Here is an 18580-nt window from a genome sequence, read left to right on the forward strand (position 1 = left end):
TCGTCTGTCGTGCGAACGGCCCGGCCCGAGGCCCGGCCGACGGTCAGCGCCCGGTGCGCAGTCCCACCACCGCGCCACGGAACTCCAGGCTCCGCGAGGCCGCTTCCAGGATGTCGAGCACCTTCAGGCCCGCCCGGCCGTCGGTCAGCGCGGGCCGCCCCGTCCTGATCGCCGCGGCGAACTCCTCGACCATGCTGCGCAGCGCCTCCTTCTCGCCGATCGCGGGCGCCACCATGTCCCCGGTCCGGTAGGAGACGAGCATGTCGCGGCGCTCGTCCTCGCCGATCTCCTGAGGCGCGGTCAGATCCACTCCGCGGTCGAACACCGCGACCCGCTGGGAGGGGTTGAGGTCGTCCCACACCAGCGTGCGCTTGGATCCGCCGACCATGGTGGTGCGGACCTTCGTCGGGGACAGCCAGTTGACGTGCACGTGCGCGATGGCGCCGGTGCTGAGCTGGAGCGTCAGATAGGCCACGCAGGACTGCCCGGCCCCGATGGGATCGGCCCCGTGGGCGGCGACCGCGACCGGCTGCACGTGGTCCGGGAGGATGAAGTCGAGCACGGACAGGTCGTGCGGCGCCAGGTCCCACAGGACGTCGATGTCCTTCTGCACCAGGCCCAGGTTGATCCGGACCGAGTCGACGAACTGGATGTCGCCGAGCTCCCCGGAGCGGACCATGTCGCGGATCCGGGCCACGGCCGGGGTGTAGCAGTACGTGTGGTCGCACATGAGCGTGAGACCGCGTTCCTCGGCCTCCCGGACGAGCCGCAGCCCGTCTTCGTAGGTGGCCGCGAGGGGCTTCTCCACGAGCACGTGCTTGCCGGCGCGCAGCGCCGCCAGGGCCACGTCCAGGTGCGTCCCGGCCGGGGTGGCCACGGCGACCGCGTCGACCTCGGGGTCCGCGAGGACGGCCGCGTAGTCGGCGGTGGCCTGGACGGTGGAGTACGCACCGAGCACCTGCCGGGCCCGGTCCACGTTCAGGTCGCAGAGCCAGCGCAGCCGGAAGTCCGGACCCGACTGGAAGTTGCGGACGAGATTGGGGCCCCAGTAGCCCGCACCGACCACGGCAACGCCTAACGGGTCCCCGGGTGCCCGGCCGGCGGCGGCGGTGCCCCGCCCCGCCTCCTTCGCGGTGTCCTTCACAGCGTTCCCCTTCCCTCCGCGCACGCCGGGCGGCGTGCCGACAACTCACGGCCGGGGCACGTATGAGGGAGGGACGTGCCGTCGAGGGCAGGCCGGACGCCCGCGCGACCCGTGCATGACCCGTTCAACGGCGATGGCCCCCCACAACCGATGCTGCGTAAACCGCGTGCTTCCGCCCCCCGGACCGGCCGCGTGTTCCCCCAGGCGACCGAACCCGTACAGCGCGCTCAATCTAGACCACCTTGCCTACGCCTGGGGAGAGTTGGGGGAAACACCCGACTCGGATGATCGAACGTGCATACTGCCCGGGTGACCAGCATCGTGATCCCGGCCCACAACGAGGGCCGGGTCATCGGCCGACTCCTCGACGCGCTCCTGGCGGACACCTCCGACGCGGGCGACATCGTCGTCGTGTGCAACGGCTGTACGGACGACACCGCCCGGGTGGCGGCCGCGCGCGGGCCGCGCGTCCGGGTGGTCGACATCCCGACCCCCTCCAAACACGCGGCACTTCGGGTCGGAGACGAGCACGCGCGCGGCTTCCCGCGGCTCTACGTGGACGCCGACGTCATCCTCGGCGCCGGCGACGTACGGGCCCTCGTCGGCGCGCTCGACGGAACCCCGGAGCTCCTCGCCGCCGCCCCCGGCCGGGACATCCCGCTGGCCGGCTGCGCCTGGCCGGTGCGGGCGTACTACCGGGTCTGGCAGCGGCTCCCGGCCGTCCGCGAGGGGCTGTTCGGGCGCGGGGTGATCGCCGTGACGCAGGCGGGGCACGCCAGGATCGCCGCGCTGCCGCCGCTGATGGCCGACGACCTGGCCGCGTCGCTGGCCTTCGGACCGGGGGAGCGGACCGTGGTCGAGGCGGCCCGGGTCGTGGTCCGCCCGCCGCGCACCTGGGCCGACCTGATCAAGCGGAAGGTCCGCGCGTCGACCTCCTCCGCCGAGCTGGAACGCGTACAGGCCGCCCAGGCGTCCCCGTCCTCGCCGCCGGCGCCGTCCGCGCGCACCGGCACCGGGGACCTGCGCGCCGTGCTGCGCGCCGAACCGCGGCTGCTCCCGGGGGTGTTGGTGTTCGTCACCGCGGCCCTCGCCGCCCGCAGGGGGTCCCGCAAGGCCATCCGGGACGGGGACTTCTCCACCTGGCTGCGGGACGAGAGCAGCCGGCAGGACACGGGGAGCGCCTGAGCATGTACCTCGCGGACCGCTCCGCCCCCGCCGGGGCGAACACCGCGCCGAGCGGCCCCGGGCGGACCCGGGTGGTGGCCCCGGCCGTCCTCGCGCTGGGCACGGTCAGCCTGATCACCGACGTCTCCTCCGAGATGGTCACCGCCGTCCTGCCCCTCTACCTGATCGCCGGGCTCGGCCTGAGCCCCCTCGGCTTCGGCGCCCTCGACGGCGTCTACAACGGGGTCAGCGCCCTCGTCCAGCTCACCGGCGGGCACCTCGCCGACCGGGTCCGCAACCACAAGCTGATCGCCGGCCTCGGCTACGGCCTGTCCGCCCTGTGCAAGCCGCTGCTGCTGCTCGCCCACAGCGCGGGCCCGATCGGCGTGGTCCTCGCGCTGGAACGCACCGGGAAGGGACTGCGCACCGCCCCGCGCGACGCGCTCATCTCCCTGTCCACGCCACCCGCAGCGCAGGGCCGCGCCTTCGGCGTGCACCGGGCCATGGACACCACCGGGGCGCTCCTCGGCCCCCTCGCCGCCTTCTTCATCCTGAGCGCGGCGGTCGGCGGCTACGACGCCGTCTTCGGGGTCAGCGCCTGCGTGGCCGCTCTCGGCGTCGTCGTACTGGTGCTCTTCGTACCGGGCAAGACCGCCCACCCCGGCCCAGCGCGGGCCGGAGCCCCGCGGCCCGGCACCGCGGAAGGCGTCCCCGCGCAGTCCCGCTCCGGCGGGGGCGGCCCGCAGGGCCGCACCGCGGCGGCCTCGGCGGAGGCCCGCCCGGGCGAGGGGCGCCCAGCGCATGCCCTTCCGGCGCAGGCCGGCCGCGCGCAGGCCGGCTCCGCGCAGGCCCTCCCCGAGGGGTCCGCCGCACCCGCCGTGGGCCTGCGCGAGGCCCTGGCCCTGCTGCGGCTGCCCCGGCTGCGCGCCCTGGCGCTCTGCGCCGCCCTGCTGGGCCTCACCACCGTCAGCGACGCCTTCCTCTACCTGCTGCTGCAGAGCCGCACCGGCATCGGCGAGCGCTGGTTCCCGCTGCTGCCGCTGGGCACGGCCGCGGTGTTCCTGCTGCTGGCCGTCCCGGCCGGGGCCCTCGCCGACCGGATCGGCCGGCGCACCGTGTTCCTCACCGGGCACGCCCTCCTCCTCGCCGGATACGGGCTGCTGCTCCGGGCCCCCGACTGGCCGGCCCTGCCCTACCTCGTCCTCGCCCTGCACGGCCTCTTCTACGCCGCCACCGACGGGGTCCTGCCCGCAGCCGTGGCCGCCACCGTCCCCACGGAGCTGCGCGGCACCGGCCTGGCCCTCGTCGGCACCGGCCAGGCCCTCGCCCGGGTCGCCTGCTCACTGGCCTTCGGCGGCGCCTGGACCCTGTGGGGCCCCGGCCCGGCCCTCGCCGCCGCGGCGGCCGGACTGCTGTGCTGCGCGGCCGTCGCCGGCTTCGTCCTGCGCGACCCGCGCGGCACACCTCGTACCGACGCCACCCGACGCCCGTGAGGAACCGCCCGATGCCGCTCTCGCCGAAGCGCCGCCTGCTCGTCCTCGCCCTGGCGGTGCTGCTCCTCGGCGGCGCCGCCACCGCGATGGTCCTGCGCGCCGCCTCCCGGGCCGAGCGGCCGCAGCAGGGCGGGCCCGCCGTCACCGCGGGCCAGGTCACGCTCAACCGGCCGGGCGCGCTGGCCCTGCTCAACACCGCCCAGGGCCCGCACCGCGGCACCCTCGCCACCGTCCCGGCCGCGGACCCCCAGGGCGGACGCACCGCCTCCGACCTGAGCTGCCAGAGGTTCCACGCCGCGGCGGGCACCGGCGTGTGCCTGCGCTCCACACCGGGCGCCCTCGCCCAGGACAACGTGGCGCTGATCGTCGACGCCGACCTGCGCACCCGGCGCAGCTTCCCCCTGGCCGGGACGCCGAGCCGGGCCCGGGTCTCCCCGAGCGGCCGCTTCGCCGCGTGGACGGTCTTCGTCGCGGGGGAGTCGTACGGAGCCGCGTTCTTCTCCACCCGTACCGCCATCGTCGACACGACCACCTGGCAGCTCGAACCGGACCTGGAGAAGTTCACCATCCTCATGGACGGCAAGAAGTACACCTCGGGGGACGTGAACTTCTGGGGCGTCACCTTCTCCAAGGACGACGACACCTTCTACGCCACCCTCGGCACCGACAACCAGACCCACCTGGTCAAGGGATCCATCTCCGGGCGGAGCGTCACCACCCTCGCGAAGAACGTCGAATGCCCCTCCCTGTCTCCGGACGAGACCCGCGTCGTCTACAAGAAGCGGGTGCAGCGCGGGGCTTCGCTGTGGCGCGAACACGTCCTGGACCTGCGGACCCTGCGCGAGACGCCGCTCGCGGAGAAGCGCAGCGTGGACGACCAGGCCGCCTGGCTCGACGACCGGACCCTCGCCTACGCCCTGCCCACCGAGGGCGCCGTCGACAGCACCGACCTGTGGACCGTGCCCGCCGACGGCAGCGGCAGCCCGCGCCTGCTGGCCCCGGGCGCCTCCTCCCCGGCCCGCCTGGGCTGACGCCCGCCGGGCGGTCCCGCAGGACCGGACCGCCCCGGGTCAACACGGGGACGCGGCGTTCACCCCCGGCGGCCCGCCCGGTGCCGCCGGGGCCACCGGCCGCCGAAGGCCCCACGGGCACGCGGCCCCGCCCCGCATCCGCGCAGGTGCGCCCGCCCGCGCGGCGTCGCCGCCGGGCCGCGGAGCCCCCGTTCGGTGCCACCATGCGTGCGCAACCAGCGCACACATCGGGCACGGACGGCGCGCGGCCGCCGGGCACGGACGAGAGGTGGGGAAGTGGCCCCTCAGGTGGTCGACGAAGCGACGCGGCGCCTTCCCGGGCAGCAGCAGCCGAAAGCAGCCGCACGGGACGCACCGGACGCAACGGACGCACCCGCACCGCCGCCGCAACCCGACCGCACCGAACCGGAGTTGCTCATCGCGGCCTCCGTACTGCTGGCGGACGCGGCCCTCACGGCGCGGCAGGCAGGCGCGGAACTGGCGGGCGCCCTCGGCAGCCGGCGCCTGGGGCTCGAAGCCCTGCGCCGCCCCGCCTGGGCGCTCGGCGCCGCGTTCTCCTGCGCCAAGGCCCTCACCAGCCCGGCGGGCCTCGGCTTCGGGGCGAACGGCGGCCTCTTCGGCGAACTGGCCCGGATCGCCGGGAGCATGACGTACCGCCGGCCCGCCCAAGTGGCCATGGCCGTGGACGCCTTCGCCCTCCGCATCAAGGCCGCCGCAGCCGCGCACCCGAACCTCGACGCGCCGGCGGCCCGGCGCCTGACCGACGCGATGGTGGCCGGCCACCGCATCGAGGCCCTCCGCGCCCTGCACGGGCTCGTCGAACGGCTGGGCATCACCCGCGCCCTCACCACCGTGAGCCCCGTCATGATGGAGCTGCTCGCCCTGCTGGGCCTGCTCGACGAGAACCCGGTCAACGACGACTTCTCCTGGGTCACCCTCGCCGGCGGAGTACCCACCACCGACCCCTTCCTCGGGCTGCCGAGTTCGCTGATCGGCTACTTCAACCCCGGGCCGGGGCGCGCCGAGCGGACCGAGCCCGACGCCATCCTGGCGAACGTCCTGGCGACCTCCCGCAACGACGTCGTCAGCTACGTCAACGACATCGGCGCCCTCGGCAACCACGGACTGGCCCTGCTGCGCCGCGTTCGGTGCGCCGACGGCGCCGACCGGTACGTGCTCCTGCTGCCCGGCACCAGCTTCGCCCTGCTCAGCAACAGCACGCCCCAGGACCTGATCGGCGCCTTCGACGGACTGCTGCGCACCGACACCACCTACACCCGCGCCGCCCGCAACCTCCTGGAACGGGCGGGCGTACCGGCCGGCACCGACCTCATGATCGTCGGCCACAGCCTCGGCGGCCTGACCGCGATGAACCTCGCCTCCGACCCGGAGTTCGCCGCGACCTACCGCCTCACCCACGTGATCGCGGTGGGCTCCCCGATCGACGGCAAGCGGCCCGCCGACCACACGACCAGGGTGGTCAACCTGGCCAACAAGCACGACGTGATCCCCACGCTGGACGGGCGCGGACCGGCCTCGCCCCACGACATCCCCGCCGACTGGGTCGAACTGACCTGGCTGGACGAGTCGTACGACTATCCGCTGTCGCACGCCCCCCAGGCGTACTCCGACAGCCTCCGCGGCCCGATGGCCCACCACCGGGAACGGGTCAACGCGCTGATCCGGGCCTACGACGGCGAGATCACCGGCAACCAGCCGTACATGCTCCGCGACAAGTGACCGCGACCGCGAGGGAGAGGGACCCAGCGATGACCGACGACCACACCCGAGGCCCGGACGCCGGGACGACGGCGGTACGGGGGCCCGCCGGCGCCTGGCCCCTGGAGAACGCCCTGTTCAGCGCCGCCGTGCTCGCCCAGCGGCTGCCCTGGACGGACGCCCCCGCCCGCGCGCTCGGGCTCGACGCGCTCACCCGCGAGGGGATGGCCCGCGCCCTGCTGGCGCACCTGCGGCGCACCCGGTCCGGGCGGCCCGTGCGGCTGCGCACCCCGTTCGGGTCCTTCCTCGTACCGCTCGGCGCCGACGACGCCGAGGCGCTGCTGCGCCAGGGGGACCAGGCCGGCGCCCTGGGGCCCGCGACCGGGCTCGACGCCGGGGGACGCCGCTACGGGCTCTCCCCGCACGCGGCCCCCGAGGACTCCCGCGCCCGGGCCGCTGCCCCGCCCGCCGCCGCCCTGCGGGAGCTCCTCCGCGAGGACGCGGACCGGTTGACGGGCGCCCGGCGCGGGGACGGCACCCTCGACCGGCAGGTCTGGAGCGCCGGGGTGCTGCGCCTGGCCCGGCGCGTGGTGTTGGGCGCCCCGGCCGCCGAGGACACCCTGCTGAGCGAGGTGCTCGCGGCGGCGACGGCGGCCGTGCACGGCCGCTCGTACGAGGCGAGGTCCGCGGCCCTGGGCCGGCGGCTCGCGCCGTACCTGGCCGACCCGGACCCCGCGTCGCTGGTCGGCCGGCTGATGGCCGGGGGCCAGGCCGCCGAGAGCGCGGTCCCCGTCGTGGCGCACGCGCTCGCCCTGGTGTCCGAGGCCGCCTCCGGCACCGCGCTCCAGGCGCTGGCCCTGCTCGCCGGGCGGGCCGCGGACTCCCCGGAGCGGGCCGTGGCGCAGGCGCTGCGCCGCTACCCGCCCGTGGCCGCCGCCGCGCACCCGGTGCGGGCGCCGTTCACCTGGCAGGACCTGGCGGTGGAGGCCGGTACGGAGATCCTGTGCGCGCCCGGCCTGCTGCCGCACCCCCCGGGCGGTGACGGCCCGGCGCCCTGGCCGGGGGCGCTCTGCACGGCCCCCGCGGGCTGCGCGTGGGCGCCGTTCGCGGTGCTGGTCGCGGTGGAGACCGTACGCGCGGTCGTGGCGGAGTCCCGGTCGGCACTGCCGGCCGCCGCATCCGGGTACGCGCCCGCCTCGTACGGGGCCCTGGCACAGGCCAGCGCGGAGCGGCTGGAACGGCACGCGGAGAGCCTCGAGGCCTGCGCCGCCCACACCGGCTGGAACGCCGACGAGGCCGGCGAGCACTTCCGCATGGTGCTCTTGGGGCACGCGGAGCGGTGCGCCGAGGCCGCGGCGGACGTACGGCGGGCGGCACGGAGGCTGGCGGGCTGAGCCGGCCGCGCTGAGCCGGGCGGGCGGCCGGCGGGCCCGGCGGTATCCGGGCCCGCCCGCCGTGCGCGCCCTACCAGAACGGCGTGTCGCGCCGCCCGACCTCGTGGTCGAGCATGCCCTGCACGGCGGCCTGGGCGTCGGCGCAGAGCGTGCGGGCCGCGGCCGAGCGCTCGGCGAGGGACGAGGGCCGCGCGGGCGCCGGAATCGGCTCGCCGAAGGTGATGAGCCATTTCGACGGCAGCGGGAACGCGGGGGTGACGGGGAAGTAGGGCAGGTCGAAGAGGCGTGCCAGGGCCGGGACGTCCCCGAGCTTGGGATAGGCCTCCTCGGCACCGACGATCGCCACCGGTACGACGGGGGCGCCCGTGCGGACCGCGGTCACCGCGAATCCGGGGCTGAACGGACGGAGCCGATAGCGCTCGTGCAGCGGCTTTTCGAGACCGGCGATTCCCTCGGGAAACACTCCTACGAGTTCCCCCGCGTTCAGATGTTCCATTCCGAGGGTCGGGTCGATCGGGAAGGCGCCCTTCTTGCGGGCGTACGAGCCGAGCACCGGGACGCGGAAAGTCAGGGGGGTCGCCGGAATGTGGAGGGGGCGGCGCAGGCTGCGGGTGAGCACCTTGAGGAGTACGAAGCCGTCGAGCCCCCAGGAGCCGGAATGGTTCGCCACGAGCACCGCCGCACCCTCGGCCGGAACGTTCTCCAGGCCCAGGACGTCCAGCCGGAAGTACTCGTCGACCAGCCAGTCGAGAGTCCGGTCCCAGGCGATCTCGCCCACCTCGCCGAACAGCCTTCGCAGCGCCCGCAATTCGACCGAGGCCGCTTCGAGCAAATCGGTCAGGCTTTCGGACATGAAGAACTCCCGCTCTGATCTGTCGGTTCGTCAATAACCGGCCCGGTCACGGGTTTTACGCGAATTGGCCGACGTGATACTTATTCCACCACGAGATTCGATCCTTCCGTTCCATGAGAGGTGCCGTGACCATTTCCGCGCAGGGATCCGTCATCGACGTGATCACCGAACTGCTCACCGAGACGCTCGAAGTGCCGGCCGGGGAAGTGCGGGCGAACGCGCCGATGCGCGTCCTGCTGGAGGATTCGCTCATGGTCGTCGAGCTGGCCATGGCCGTGGAGGAGCGGCTGGGCGTCAAGATCGGCGAGGCGGAGTTCCGCGACTCCACCCTCGCGGAGTTCGCCGAGGCGGTCGCGGCCCTGCGGGCGGCCGGCTGAGCCGGGACCGGCGGCGGGGCAGCCGGGCGGCAGACCCCGCCGGGGGGCCGGCTACCTGGCCGGCCCCGTGTCGTCCGGCCAGCCGTAGCCGGTGCGCGGCGGCTCGGGTACGGCGCCCACCGCGGCCAGGTCCCGGTCGGCCGCCCGCATCAGCTGACCGGCCAGATCGCGCATCGCCCGGCTCGCCGCCAGCTCGTCACCGATCGCGGGGACCTCCACGTCCTGCGGATTGCACCGCGCCTTGCCGCGGCCGACCATCGTCGTCTTCCCGTTGTCGAGCACGGCCCGGGCCTTGGTCGTCCCGTCCTCCTCGGTCAGGTAGACGCCCACCTTCCACTCCTCGGCGTGTGTCATGGCCTGCCTCCTCGCGCTCCGGTCGCCGCTGCTTCCATCAGTTCCAGAATCCCCCCGTCCGGGCTCATCCGGCCATCCGCGGCCGGAGGGCGAGGGTGCCCTCCGGCTCGTCCGCGAGCGGCGGGGCGAAGCCGAGGCTGATCCGGCCCAGCAGGCCCCGGAGCCACCGGCAGTCCTCCGGTGTCGCCGTGCACAGCCGCATCCGCCGGGCCCGGAAGGCGGCGACGCGCAGTTCGCGGAGCGTGCCGCCGTCGGGATCGAGCGAGGGGAAGTACAGCGGCCGCACATCGTCCCGGTAGGTCTCGTGGCCGCTGATGCCCTCGTAGTCGTTGACCAGGTCACCGCAGCCGTAGGCGATGAGCTTGCCCCGGTACAGCTCCAGCGGCCGGGGGTGGTGCGAGGAATGCCCGTGGACCACGTCCGCGCCGCCGTCCACGAGCGCGTGCGCGAAGCGCACCTGGTCGCGGGGGACGGCGTAGCCCCAGTTGGACCCCCAGTGGACCGAGGCGACGACGATGTCCCCCGGCCGTTTCACCCGCCTGATCCGGCCGACGACCTCGGCCGCCGCGCCGTCCGAGGCCTCGGCCACGTAGTCGACGCCGCTCCGGTCCGCGGCGGCGGCCCAGCTCGGCGGGATCCCGCTGGACGGCATGCCGAACGACAGGACCAGGACCCGCCGGCCGTCCCCGACGGCGACGCGCGCGGCCCGCCGGGCCCCGGCCCGGTCACGGCCCGCCCCCGCCACGGCGAACCCGGCGCCCGCCAGTACGTCCAGGGTCTCCGCGAGCCCGCGGCGGCCGAAGTCCAGTACGTGGTTGTTCGCCAGGACGCACACGTCGGGGCGGGCGGCGGCCAGGCACGGCAGGTTCGCGGGGTGCATGCGGTAGTGGACCCCTTTGCCCGGGGCGAAATCGTCGCTCCGCGTGACGCTCGTTTCCAGGTTGAGCACCACCGCGTCGGGCGCCGCCCGCTCGAGGATCCGCAGCGCGTCGCCCCAGGGCCAGGAGAAGTCGACCGGCCGCGGAATCGGGCCGTTCGCGGCCTCCGCCAGCTCGACGTAGGAGCGGGCGTCACGGAGGTAGGCCTCCGCCAGCGCCGGATCACCCGGGTGCGGGAGTATCTGGTCGACCCCCCGCCCGAGCATGACGTCGCCGGCGAGGCACAGCGTGATCGGATCACCCTGCATGCATCCAGGTTATTGCGGCCCGGTCCTCCGGTCAGACCGTCGCCAACTGGGGGATCAGCCTCAGCGCGTTGTCGTGGTAGATCCCCGACAGCTGCTCCGGCGTGAAGGCCGGGTCCGCGTCGAGGGCGGGGAGCGCGAGGTCCACGACCGTGGCGGCCGGAGCGGCCGGCCAGTCCGTGCCGAAGAGGATGCGGTCGGCGGGCACGTGGGTGAGGAGGGTGGCCGCGGGTGCCATCGGTCCGGCGGTGTCGTAGTAGAACCGCCGCAGGTGGTCATGGACCGCGCCGGGGTCGATGGGCGGGTCGCAGAACCCTCCCAGGGCCTGGACGCGCGTCGCGATGTACGGAAGGAAGCCGCCGGCGTGCGGCAGGATCACCGAGAGGTTCGGGAAGCGGTCCAGCGTCCTCTTGCTGATCATGTTGAGGGCGGCCCGGGTGGTGTCCAGCAGGAAGTCGCACATGAAGCTCGGAATGCCGGGGACGGCCGTAGCGCCGGGCGGGCTCCCCGGGAGGTTGTGCGGATGGGTGTCCACCACGGCGCCGCGGTCGTCCAGCTCGTGGAACAGCCGGTCGTAGGAGGGGTCCCCGAGGTACACGCCGCCGTAGTTGGCCGTCACGTTCACCCCGACCGCCCCGAACTGGCCGAGTCCGCGGCGGATCGCCCAGGACGAGGCCTCCGGGTCGTCGAGGAAGAGGGGAACGTAGAACGAGAACCGGCCGGGATGCGAGCCGGTCACCTCGAGCATCGACAGGAGCGTGATGTTGATCGCCTCGCGCAGCTGCGCGGAGGAGTGGTACCTGGCCGGCAGCATGGGCTTGAGCACGGCCGTGGCGATCCCCACCCGGTCCATGAAGCGGACGGAGTCCTCCGCGTCGAACCGCGCCCACGGCGGCAGCTGCCCCGGTTTGACCAGCCCGTGGCGCTCCGCCCACTCGCGCCACTCCGGCGCGCAGAAATGATGGTGCATGTCGATCTTCGACTGCACCGCGTGCCCGGCCCCGGCCTCGGCCAAGGGCGTTCCGGGCAGGTGCAGTTCAGAGGTGCTCACAGAGTCGGTCATACCGAGCCGCCGTCCGTCCGTCCGTTGGGTCTGGGCCAACTTCCCGCCGTGGGCACCGCCGCGAGTTCCCGGTCGACCCGGGACGGATCCAGGACGATCCGGAGCTCCGACAAGCCCCGGAACGCCGCCATGGGGCCCTTGATCCAGGCGCCCTTGCTCGCTTCCGCGTCGCACAGCTCCATACCGGGGAACCGCCGCAGGAGAGCCGCGAGCGCGACTTCGAGTTCGAGCCGCGCCAGCGGCGCGCCCAGGCAGTAGTGCGTTCCGTAGCCGAAGCCGAGATGCGAACCCTGGAGGCCTTCGCGCGTCACGTCCAGCACGTCGGGCCGGTCGAACTTCTCGGGGTCCCGGTTCGCGGAGGAGATGGCGATCTGGACGAGGGACCCCTCGGGGATCACCGTCCCGCGGACCTCGGCGTCCTCGGCCGCGTACCGGAAGGTCGACGACTCCACCGATCCCTCGAAGCGGACGCTCTCCTCCACGGCCCCGGGAATCAGCCGCGGGTCCCGCCGGAGCTTCTCCCACTGGTCCGGACGCAGCAGCAGGTTCAGGACGGTGTTGCCGATCTGGAACGCGGTGGTCTTGTGGCCCGCGAAGAAGATGACCCACAGGGAGGACAGGAGCTCCGTTTCGTCGAGCCCCTCCTCCGCGCGGATGAGGTCGCTGAGGAAGCAGTCCGAGGGGTGCTCGCGCGTGTACGAGATCAGCCGGGTGAAGCGGCCGCGCAGCCACTCCTCCGCCGCCAGCAGCTCCTCCTTCAGACGGGGATCGAACCGGGACCGCGCCACGATCGAGAACTGCTCCGTGATCTCCGCGCGGTCGCCGTCGGGGATGCCGATCAGCTCGCACAGCACCGCGATGGGCAGCGGGAACGCGAACGACGACATCAGGTCGACCGGGTCCTCCTCGGCGCACCGGTCGAGGAGGACCTCCGCGATCCGGGTGATCCTCGGCCGCATCTCCTCCACCCGGCGGGGCGTGAAGGCGGTGCGGAGACTGCGCCGCAGCCGGGTGTGCCGGGGCGGGTCGGCGAAGAGCACGTTGTCGTCGAGGGCGTCGAAGACGCTGCCGTACACCGCGTGGTAGGTGTCGAGGGCGCCGTGCATGTCCTTGCTGAACCGCGGGTCCGCGAGCGCGTCCCGGGCATCGTCGTAGCGCGTGATCAGGTAGGTGTCGATGCCGTGCGGAGGCGTCAGCCGGCACACCGGTGCCTGCTCGCGCAGCGCGGCGTACGCGGGATGGGGGCACGCCCGGTACGCCGGCGACCCGCCGGCCACGGCGGCCACGATCTCCTCCAGGCCTTCGCCACCCGCCCGTGCCGTCTTCTCCTGCGCCATGCTCCGCACCTTCCGTGACACTCGCGTTTTCGGCCACACACCGTTTCCCGGCCGGGCCGGCCCGCGAAACGTCCGCCGTCCCGTTGGAGTGGTGCTGTTCCCCGCCGGTACGAGCCCTCCGTGCGGGCCCGCCCGGACGGGTGCGCGCCCGGCGGTCAGCCGATCGGCCGTCAGCCGTTCCGGTCCGACGGTGTGGCGGACCCGGCGGACCGGGGACATGCTCCTCGTCCAGCCAGTCGGCCAGCCTGTCCGGCCGGCCCGCCCCCCGAGGAGTCCGCACATGCTCCGAAGCTTCGCCCTGGTCCTCACCACAGCCGCCTCGCTTGCCCTGCCGGCCCTCGCCTCCCCCGCTTCCGCCGCCTCCGACACGGACCTCGGCCGGGCCGCCGCGGCACGCGCCCTCGTCTACCGGGCGACCGCCCGCTTCCACCAGCACTCCGAGGCGGTGCGCGCGGGCTACGTACCGGACAAGTACTGCGTCGCCAACCGGCAAGGGCAGGGTGCGATCGGCTATCCGCACTTCAACCACGCCTACGACAACTCCGTCGACCCGGCCAAACCGGCCGCGCTGTACTACGAGGACGACGGACACGGGGGCAAGCGCCTCGCCGGGGTCCAGTGGGTGGTCTTCGACCGGGACGGGAACCCGGCGACGGACGACGACCGCCCCACGATGTTCGGCACGTCCTTCAAGGGCCCGCAGCGCGGGAACTTCCCCGGCCAGCCGGTTCACTACGCCCTGCACCTGTGGCTCTGGAAGCACAATCCGCTGGGGGCCTACGAGACCTTCAACTCGGCGGTGAGGTGCCTCCCGGGGACCACCCGTCCCGCGCCTCCCGCCTAGGGCGTGCCGGAGGTCTTCGAGGGAGGACGCACGCCGCGGACCGCCGTGGCATGGCTGCCCCCGGCGGAACTCTGGCCCGCGATCCAGAGCATCCGCGAGGAGCACGATCCGCAGATCCTGCGGTGGCCCCCGCACGTGAACCTGATCTTCGGCTTCGTCCCGGAGTCGGACTTCGAGGCGGCCGCCGCGCCCCTGGCGGCCGCGGCGGCCGGGTGCGCGCCGTTCGAAGCCAGGCTCAGCGGGGTGCACAGCTTCCGGCACCGCGCCTACGCGACCGTGTGGCTCGATCCCGCCGCGGCCGGCCCGGCCCCCTGGACCGGGCTCGAACGCGCGCTGGTGGAGCGGTTCCCGCCGGCGCTCGGCGGCGCCCCCCGCTTCACCCCGCACCTCTCCCTCGGCCGGACCCGGGACCCGCGCGGGCTGGCCGCGGAGTGCGCGGCGCGGCTGGGCAGCACGTCGGCCCGGGTCGACCGGCTGGTCGTGCTCTCGCGGCGCGCCGAGGAGCCGATGCGGCCACGCGCCACGGTCGCCCTCGGGACGGGCGAGGTGCGGTGGCAGCCCGATCCCGGTTCCCCGGCGGAGGGCGGGGCCCCGGGCGCCCCGCCCTCGCACCGGCACCACGCCGCGTGGGCCGTACTGACCGTGCGAGCGGGGCCGGGCGGGGAACTCGGCGCACGCCTGGACCTCGTACGCGAGCGGCTTCCCGAGCTGCTCGGCGCTCTGGCGCGGGCGGGCACGGCGGACGCCGCCGCGTGGCCCCGGGAGTTCGAGACCGGCCCCGGCCGGGCGTGCCTGGCGGTCGGCCTCGGCCGCACCCCGCCGGACGCGGTCCGGCTGGCCGGCGTCGTAGCCGACTGGGTGGGCCGAGTGCCCGGTGTGGACATCGCCCGGGCCGAGGGCGGCGCCGTCCCTACGCTCCGCTGACCAGCTCAGTGGCCGTGGCCGTGGCCGTCGTCCGGGGCCTTCGTCGGGGCGGGCTTGGCCGACGGGGAGCCGCCGGAGGTGGGGGCCGCCGGGGCGGTCGGACCGGTCGGAGCCGTGGGGGCGGCCGGCGCGTGGTCGCTCCCGGCCGGTTCCTTCGTTCCGGCGGTGCCGTGGTCGTGGCCGCCCGGGGCGGTCTCCATGGAAGCGGCGATCTGACGCAGTCCGAGGAAGGCGAGCGAGGCAGTGATCAGGACGGCCAGGCCGAGGAGGCTGAAGACGCGGTGCCAGGGGGTGTCCGCGTCCTTGAGGACGAACGCGGTGAACGAGACGACGAGGCCGAGCGGGATCAGCACGGCGCCGCGGTCGGGGAAGTCGTCGAAGTGCTGGAGGCCGCCGCTGAGCATGCCGATGCCGAAGGACAGCAGCAGCGAGGAGCCGATGACCGCCAGCATCCGGGGGAGGCCGGGCCGTTCCCGGGTGAGCAGGAACTCGTTGAGGACGGTCGCGGCGAGGAAGACGAGGGCGCCGTAGCCGGCGATGCGGGTGTACCGGTCGGGGTCGAGGGGGTGGTGGACGACGGCGCCGCTGATGAGGCCGGCGCCGACGAAATAGCCGACGTAGCCCAGGTAGCGGGCGGCCAGGGAGCGCTTGCGGGCCTGCTGGACGCGGCGCCGGGCGGTCCGGCCGACGGCGGAGCCGGCCGCCTCCGGGTCCGGGGTCCGGGTGTCGAGGAGCTGGTTCGTGGTCACTGCGGAATTCCTTCGGTGGTGCAGGCGTGGCTCATCGCCCGGTCCGCCGTCGAGGGGCGGGCCGGGGCGGGTGATGAGGGTCGGAACAGATCTGGGCAAAACGCCCGGACCTATACGCGCTGCACCACGGAACCGAGGGAACTGTGCAAAGCGGGCAATGTGGACGGGGACGTCCGGGCCCAGGAACCCGCCGTCATCGCGGCGAAGCCGGGCGAGGCGTCGGCGAGGGGTGCCGGTGGCGGGCAGGGCAGGTCCACCCCGTGCTGGGGGTGCCCGGAGGCGCAGGTCTCGGCGGGGTGGGAGTGCCCGCTGCCTTCCTCGTCCCTCTCGGGCGTCCGCTCGCCGTGGTGGCCGGGGTCGTCCCCCTCGGCGGACGCGGCGTAGGCCACGGTGACGGCGCCGCCCGTGACGTGCGCGGAGGCGCTGTCGGCCCCGGCGGCGTGGGTGTAGAGGAAGCCGAACAACAGGGCGGCCAGCCACAACAGCCGCAGCGGGCCCGCCCGGTGGCGGGTCCGCGGCGCGCCGGATGCAGCTCGGGCCGTGACCATGCCGGCACCCTACCGGGTGTCCGGAAACAGCCGCCGCCCGGCCCCGCCGCCGGCCTGCCGGCCCGTCGGGCTCCCGGCGCCGTTGACGGTTCCGGCGCGCCGGAACACCCCCGGCGGCACACGCAGATCCGGTGGTGGCGCGCGACCGGGCGCAGGCCGGCGCGGGCGACAGCTTCATCGGATGGGCTTCGTCGGCGCCGGCACCGCCCTGCCGGCCGGGCGTGGTGCGGCCCGGCCCGGGCAGCTCCCGGCTCACTGGCCGGGATGCGACCGAGGCCCGGGCGCGGTGGCCGCCGCGCGTCGGCCCCGACGGGCGCACGGGCAGGGGGGTGTGGGGCGGGGCGCCCGGCAACGGGCCGGGGTCATCGGGGCGCTGGGCCGTCGCCTAGCATGGCGCGCATGCCGCGACGCCTGCCCCTGTCGCTCCGGGCCTGGTCCGGAGCGCTGTTGGTGTGGGCGATCTTCGCGTGTCTGACCGGGCTGGCGCGCCCGGCCGTGGCGATGGGCATGCCCATGCCCATGTCCATGTCCATGTCCATGCCCGCGCCCGCGCCCGAGCCTCAGGCCGTTCCCGGGGCGATGGCCATGACGGAGTCCGGGCCCGGAGCGATGGCCGGGCCCGTTGCCGGGGAGCCGGCGCATGGCGCGGACTGCCCGGCGGCCGACCAGCAGTGCGCGGCGCCCAAGGTCACGCTCGGCCATGACGTCCCGACGGCACAGGTTCCGTCGGCCGCCTCCGCGGCGGCGGCATCCGCCCCGCGGGTACGGGCCGCTTGGCCCCACGCCCCGCCGCCCGATACGGGCCCTCCCGACCTCCACCGGTTGTGCGTGTCACGGACGTGACGACAGGCTGCCCGCGGCGCTGACGCGTTGCGGGACGCCGTCTTCCCATGTCCTCGTCGCAGAACAGGAGCAACGACGCATGCCGTCGTCCGCCGCATTGCTGATCACCGGTGTGAGCACCGGTCTGTTCGCCGGGGGTGCCTCGTGCGCCGCCGTACAAGGGGGTCTGCTGGCCGGTGCCGTGACCCGCCGCCGCACCCCCGCCCCGAAGTCCCCCGCCAAACGGCGGCCCGACCGGCGCGAGGTCCCCCCGCCGCTCGCGCCCGTCGGCGCGTTCCTCGCCGGCAAGCTGCTCTCCCACACCCTCCTCGGCGCGCTGCTGGGTGTGTTCGGCAACACCCTCCGGCCCAGCCCCCGCACGCAGGCCGTACTGATGCTGGCCGCCGGTGTGCTCATGGTGCTGTTCGCACTCGACCTGTTCGGCCTGAAGGGGGTCGGGTGGCTGGTGCCGCGACCACCCGCCGCGTTCGGCCGGCTGATGCGCCGCAGCGCGAAGACCGACTCGGTGGCGACGCCGGCGCTGATCGGCCTCGCCACGGTGCTGGTGCCGTGCGGGGTGACGCTGTCGATGGAGCTGCTGGCCGTCACCTCGGGGTCCCCGGTGGCGGGGGCCGCCGTGATGGCGGGCTTCGTGGTGGGCACGGCACCGCTGTTCGCGGCGCTCGGCTACCTCTTCCGGCGCGGCAGCCAGGCCCTGTCGGGCCAACTGGCAGGGCTCACCGGAGTGGTGGTGCTGGCGGTCGCGGCGTGGACGATGCTGTCCGCGGTGCAGGCGGGGGGCTGGGCCTCCTTCGACACCCCGAGCCGACCGAGCACGGCGACCGGCCCGTTCATCGTGGAGGGCGGCGACGGCAGCGGCTCCGCGGGCGGGGGCGCGGGCGGGGCACCCGAAGCCGGGTCGCCGGTACGCACCGACGCCTCCGGGCGGCAGATCGTCACGCTCACCGTGACGGACTTCTACAGCCCCACGCAGTTCACCGCGAAGGCCGGAGTGCCCACCACGCTCGTGCTGCACGGCCGGGACTCCGGTGGCTGCGCCCGCGCGTTCACCATCCCCGAACTCGGAGTCCAGGAGATCGTGAAGCGCGAGGGCGACACCGAGATCGACCTGGGCAGCCGCAAGCCCGGCACCCTCCTCTTCTCCTGCGCCATGGGCATGCAGACCGGCGCCATCGACTTCAGCGAGGATCCGCGGTGAACGTACGGAACCTGTTCGGCCGCAAGAGCGGCCGGCCCGACCCCGAACCGGACACCGGACGCCGCGTGGACCTCCTGATCGAGGGCATGCACTGCACCAGCTGCGGCCTGCTCATCGACGACGAGTTGGAGGAGGTGCCCGGAGTCGCGTCGGCCACCACGGACACCCGCCGCGGACGCTGCGCGGTGCGGCTGGAACGGGGTGCCGACGTCGACCCCGCAGCGCTGATCGCGGCCGTGGAAGCGGCCGGGGACTACGCGGCACGCGTCGCCGGCTGACGCACCGACTGACGCACCGGCTGCCTCGTGCCCTCGCGGCCCCATTACCGCCGATTCCCGGCCACGCGCAAGGCGTACGCCGGG

General features: G+C 74.7%; 19 protein-coding genes. 11 read left to right on the plus strand and 8 right to left on the minus strand.

Annotated elements, in window-relative coordinates:
• Positions 1-43 precede the first annotated feature (43 nt).
• Positions 44-1144 (minus strand): Gfo/Idh/MocA family oxidoreductase, encoded by a 1101-nt coding sequence (locus AB0O21_RS12490; protein WP_365169873.1) that lies wholly within the window; start codon positions 1142-1144, stop codon positions 44-46.
• Between the two features lie 309 nt (positions 1145-1453).
• Here AB0O21_RS12490 and AB0O21_RS12495 point away from each other — a divergent pair, with 309 nt between their 5' ends.
• From AB0O21_RS12495 to AB0O21_RS12515, 5 genes are all read left to right on the plus strand, one after another.
• Positions 1454-2329 carry a glycosyltransferase gene (locus tag AB0O21_RS12495; protein ID WP_365169876.1) on the plus strand — a complete coding sequence of 292 codons (876 nt, stop codon included), beginning with the start codon at positions 1454-1456 and terminating at the stop codon, positions 2327-2329.
• A gap of 2 nt (positions 2330-2331) precedes the next feature.
• Complete coding sequence (locus AB0O21_RS12500) at positions 2332-3801, plus strand: MFS transporter (RefSeq protein WP_365169879.1); 1470 nt, start codon at positions 2332-2334, stop codon at positions 3799-3801.
• A gap of 11 nt (positions 3802-3812) precedes the next feature.
• Positions 3813-4832, plus strand: coding sequence for a TolB-like translocation protein (locus AB0O21_RS12505; protein WP_365169882.1), 1020 nt, complete (start codon positions 3813-3815; stop codon positions 4830-4832).
• 276 nt (positions 4833-5108) lie between these two features.
• Complete coding sequence (locus AB0O21_RS12510) at positions 5109-6572, plus strand: hypothetical protein (RefSeq protein WP_365169884.1); 1464 nt, start codon at positions 5109-5111, stop codon at positions 6570-6572.
• A gap of 29 nt (positions 6573-6601) precedes the next feature.
• Positions 6602-7945, plus strand: a complete 1344-nt coding sequence (locus AB0O21_RS12515; protein ID WP_365169887.1) for a hypothetical protein — start codon at positions 6602-6604, stop codon at positions 7943-7945.
• A gap of 70 nt (positions 7946-8015) precedes the next feature.
• Here AB0O21_RS12515 and AB0O21_RS12520 read toward each other — a convergent pair whose 3' ends face one another.
• A complete protein-coding gene (locus AB0O21_RS12520) occupies positions 8016-8798 on the minus strand; it encodes a lysophospholipid acyltransferase family protein (protein WP_365169890.1) in 783 nt (260 codons plus the stop codon).
• Positions 8799-8923: 125 nt separating this feature from the next.
• Here AB0O21_RS12520 and AB0O21_RS12525 point away from each other — a divergent pair, with 125 nt between their 5' ends.
• Complete coding sequence (locus AB0O21_RS12525) at positions 8924-9175, plus strand: acyl carrier protein (RefSeq protein WP_365169893.1); 252 nt, start codon at positions 8924-8926, stop codon at positions 9173-9175.
• Positions 9176-9226: 51 nt separating this feature from the next.
• Here AB0O21_RS12525 and AB0O21_RS12530 read toward each other — a convergent pair whose 3' ends face one another.
• The 4 genes from AB0O21_RS12530 to AB0O21_RS12545 all read right to left on the minus strand — a co-directional run bounded on the left by AB0O21_RS12530 (position 9227) and on the right by AB0O21_RS12545 (position 13112).
• A complete protein-coding gene (locus tag AB0O21_RS12530) occupies positions 9227-9529 on the minus strand; it encodes a DUF1876 domain-containing protein (RefSeq protein ID WP_365169896.1) in 303 nt (100 codons plus the stop codon).
• 64 nt (positions 9530-9593) lie between these two features.
• A complete protein-coding gene (locus AB0O21_RS12535; RefSeq protein ID WP_365169898.1) occupies positions 9594-10715 on the minus strand; it encodes a CapA family protein in 1122 nt (373 codons plus the stop codon).
• Between the two features lie 31 nt (positions 10716-10746).
• Positions 10747-11763, minus strand: coding sequence for an amidohydrolase family protein (locus AB0O21_RS12540; RefSeq protein WP_365169901.1), 1017 nt, complete (start codon positions 11761-11763; stop codon positions 10747-10749).
• 8 nt (positions 11764-11771) lie between these two features.
• Complete coding sequence (locus tag AB0O21_RS12545) at positions 11772-13112, minus strand: cytochrome P450 (RefSeq protein ID WP_365169904.1); 1341 nt, start codon at positions 13110-13112, stop codon at positions 11772-11774.
• A 280-nt stretch (positions 13113-13392) separates the two neighbouring features.
• On the opposite strand from AB0O21_RS12545, the gene AB0O21_RS12550 reads away from it, so the two are divergent.
• Complete coding sequence (locus AB0O21_RS12550; RefSeq protein ID WP_365169907.1) at positions 13393-13956, plus strand: hypothetical protein; 564 nt, start codon at positions 13393-13395, stop codon at positions 13954-13956.
• A 45-nt stretch (positions 13957-14001) separates the two neighbouring features.
• Positions 14002-14880 (plus strand): 2'-5' RNA ligase family protein, encoded by an 879-nt coding sequence (locus AB0O21_RS12555; RefSeq protein WP_365169910.1) that lies wholly within the window; start codon positions 14002-14004, stop codon positions 14878-14880.
• Positions 14881-14885: 5 nt separating this feature from the next.
• On the opposite strand, the gene AB0O21_RS12560 is transcribed toward AB0O21_RS12555, so the two are convergent.
• On the minus strand, positions 14886-15629 hold the full coding sequence (locus AB0O21_RS12560; RefSeq protein ID WP_365169913.1) for a hypothetical protein: 744 nt from the start codon (positions 15627-15629) through the stop codon (positions 14886-14888).
• Positions 15630-15739: 110 nt separating this feature from the next.
• The gene (locus tag AB0O21_RS12565; RefSeq protein WP_365169915.1) at positions 15740-16177 is read right to left on the minus strand and encodes a hypothetical protein; all 438 of its coding nucleotides are present in this window, start codon (positions 16175-16177) and stop codon (positions 15740-15742) included.
• A gap of 399 nt (positions 16178-16576) precedes the next feature.
• On the opposite strand from AB0O21_RS12565, the gene AB0O21_RS12570 reads away from it, so the two are divergent.
• From AB0O21_RS12570 to AB0O21_RS12580, 3 genes are all read left to right on the plus strand, one after another.
• A complete protein-coding gene (locus AB0O21_RS12570; protein ID WP_365169918.1) occupies positions 16577-17020 on the plus strand; it encodes a hypothetical protein in 444 nt (147 codons plus the stop codon).
• 79 nt (positions 17021-17099) lie between these two features.
• On the plus strand, positions 17100-18218 hold the full coding sequence (locus AB0O21_RS12575) for a sulfite exporter TauE/SafE family protein (protein WP_365169920.1): 1119 nt from the start codon (positions 17100-17102) through the stop codon (positions 18216-18218).
• Complete coding sequence (locus tag AB0O21_RS12580) at positions 18215-18496, plus strand: cation transporter (protein WP_365169923.1); 282 nt, start codon at positions 18215-18217, stop codon at positions 18494-18496. Before AB0O21_RS12575 ends, AB0O21_RS12580 begins: the two co-directional genes overlap by 4 nt.
• Positions 18497-18580 lie beyond the last annotated feature (84 nt).

The organism is Streptomyces sp. NPDC091371, from assembly GCF_040684275.1.
GTDB lineage: Bacteria > Actinomycetota > Actinomycetes > Streptomycetales > Streptomycetaceae > Streptomyces.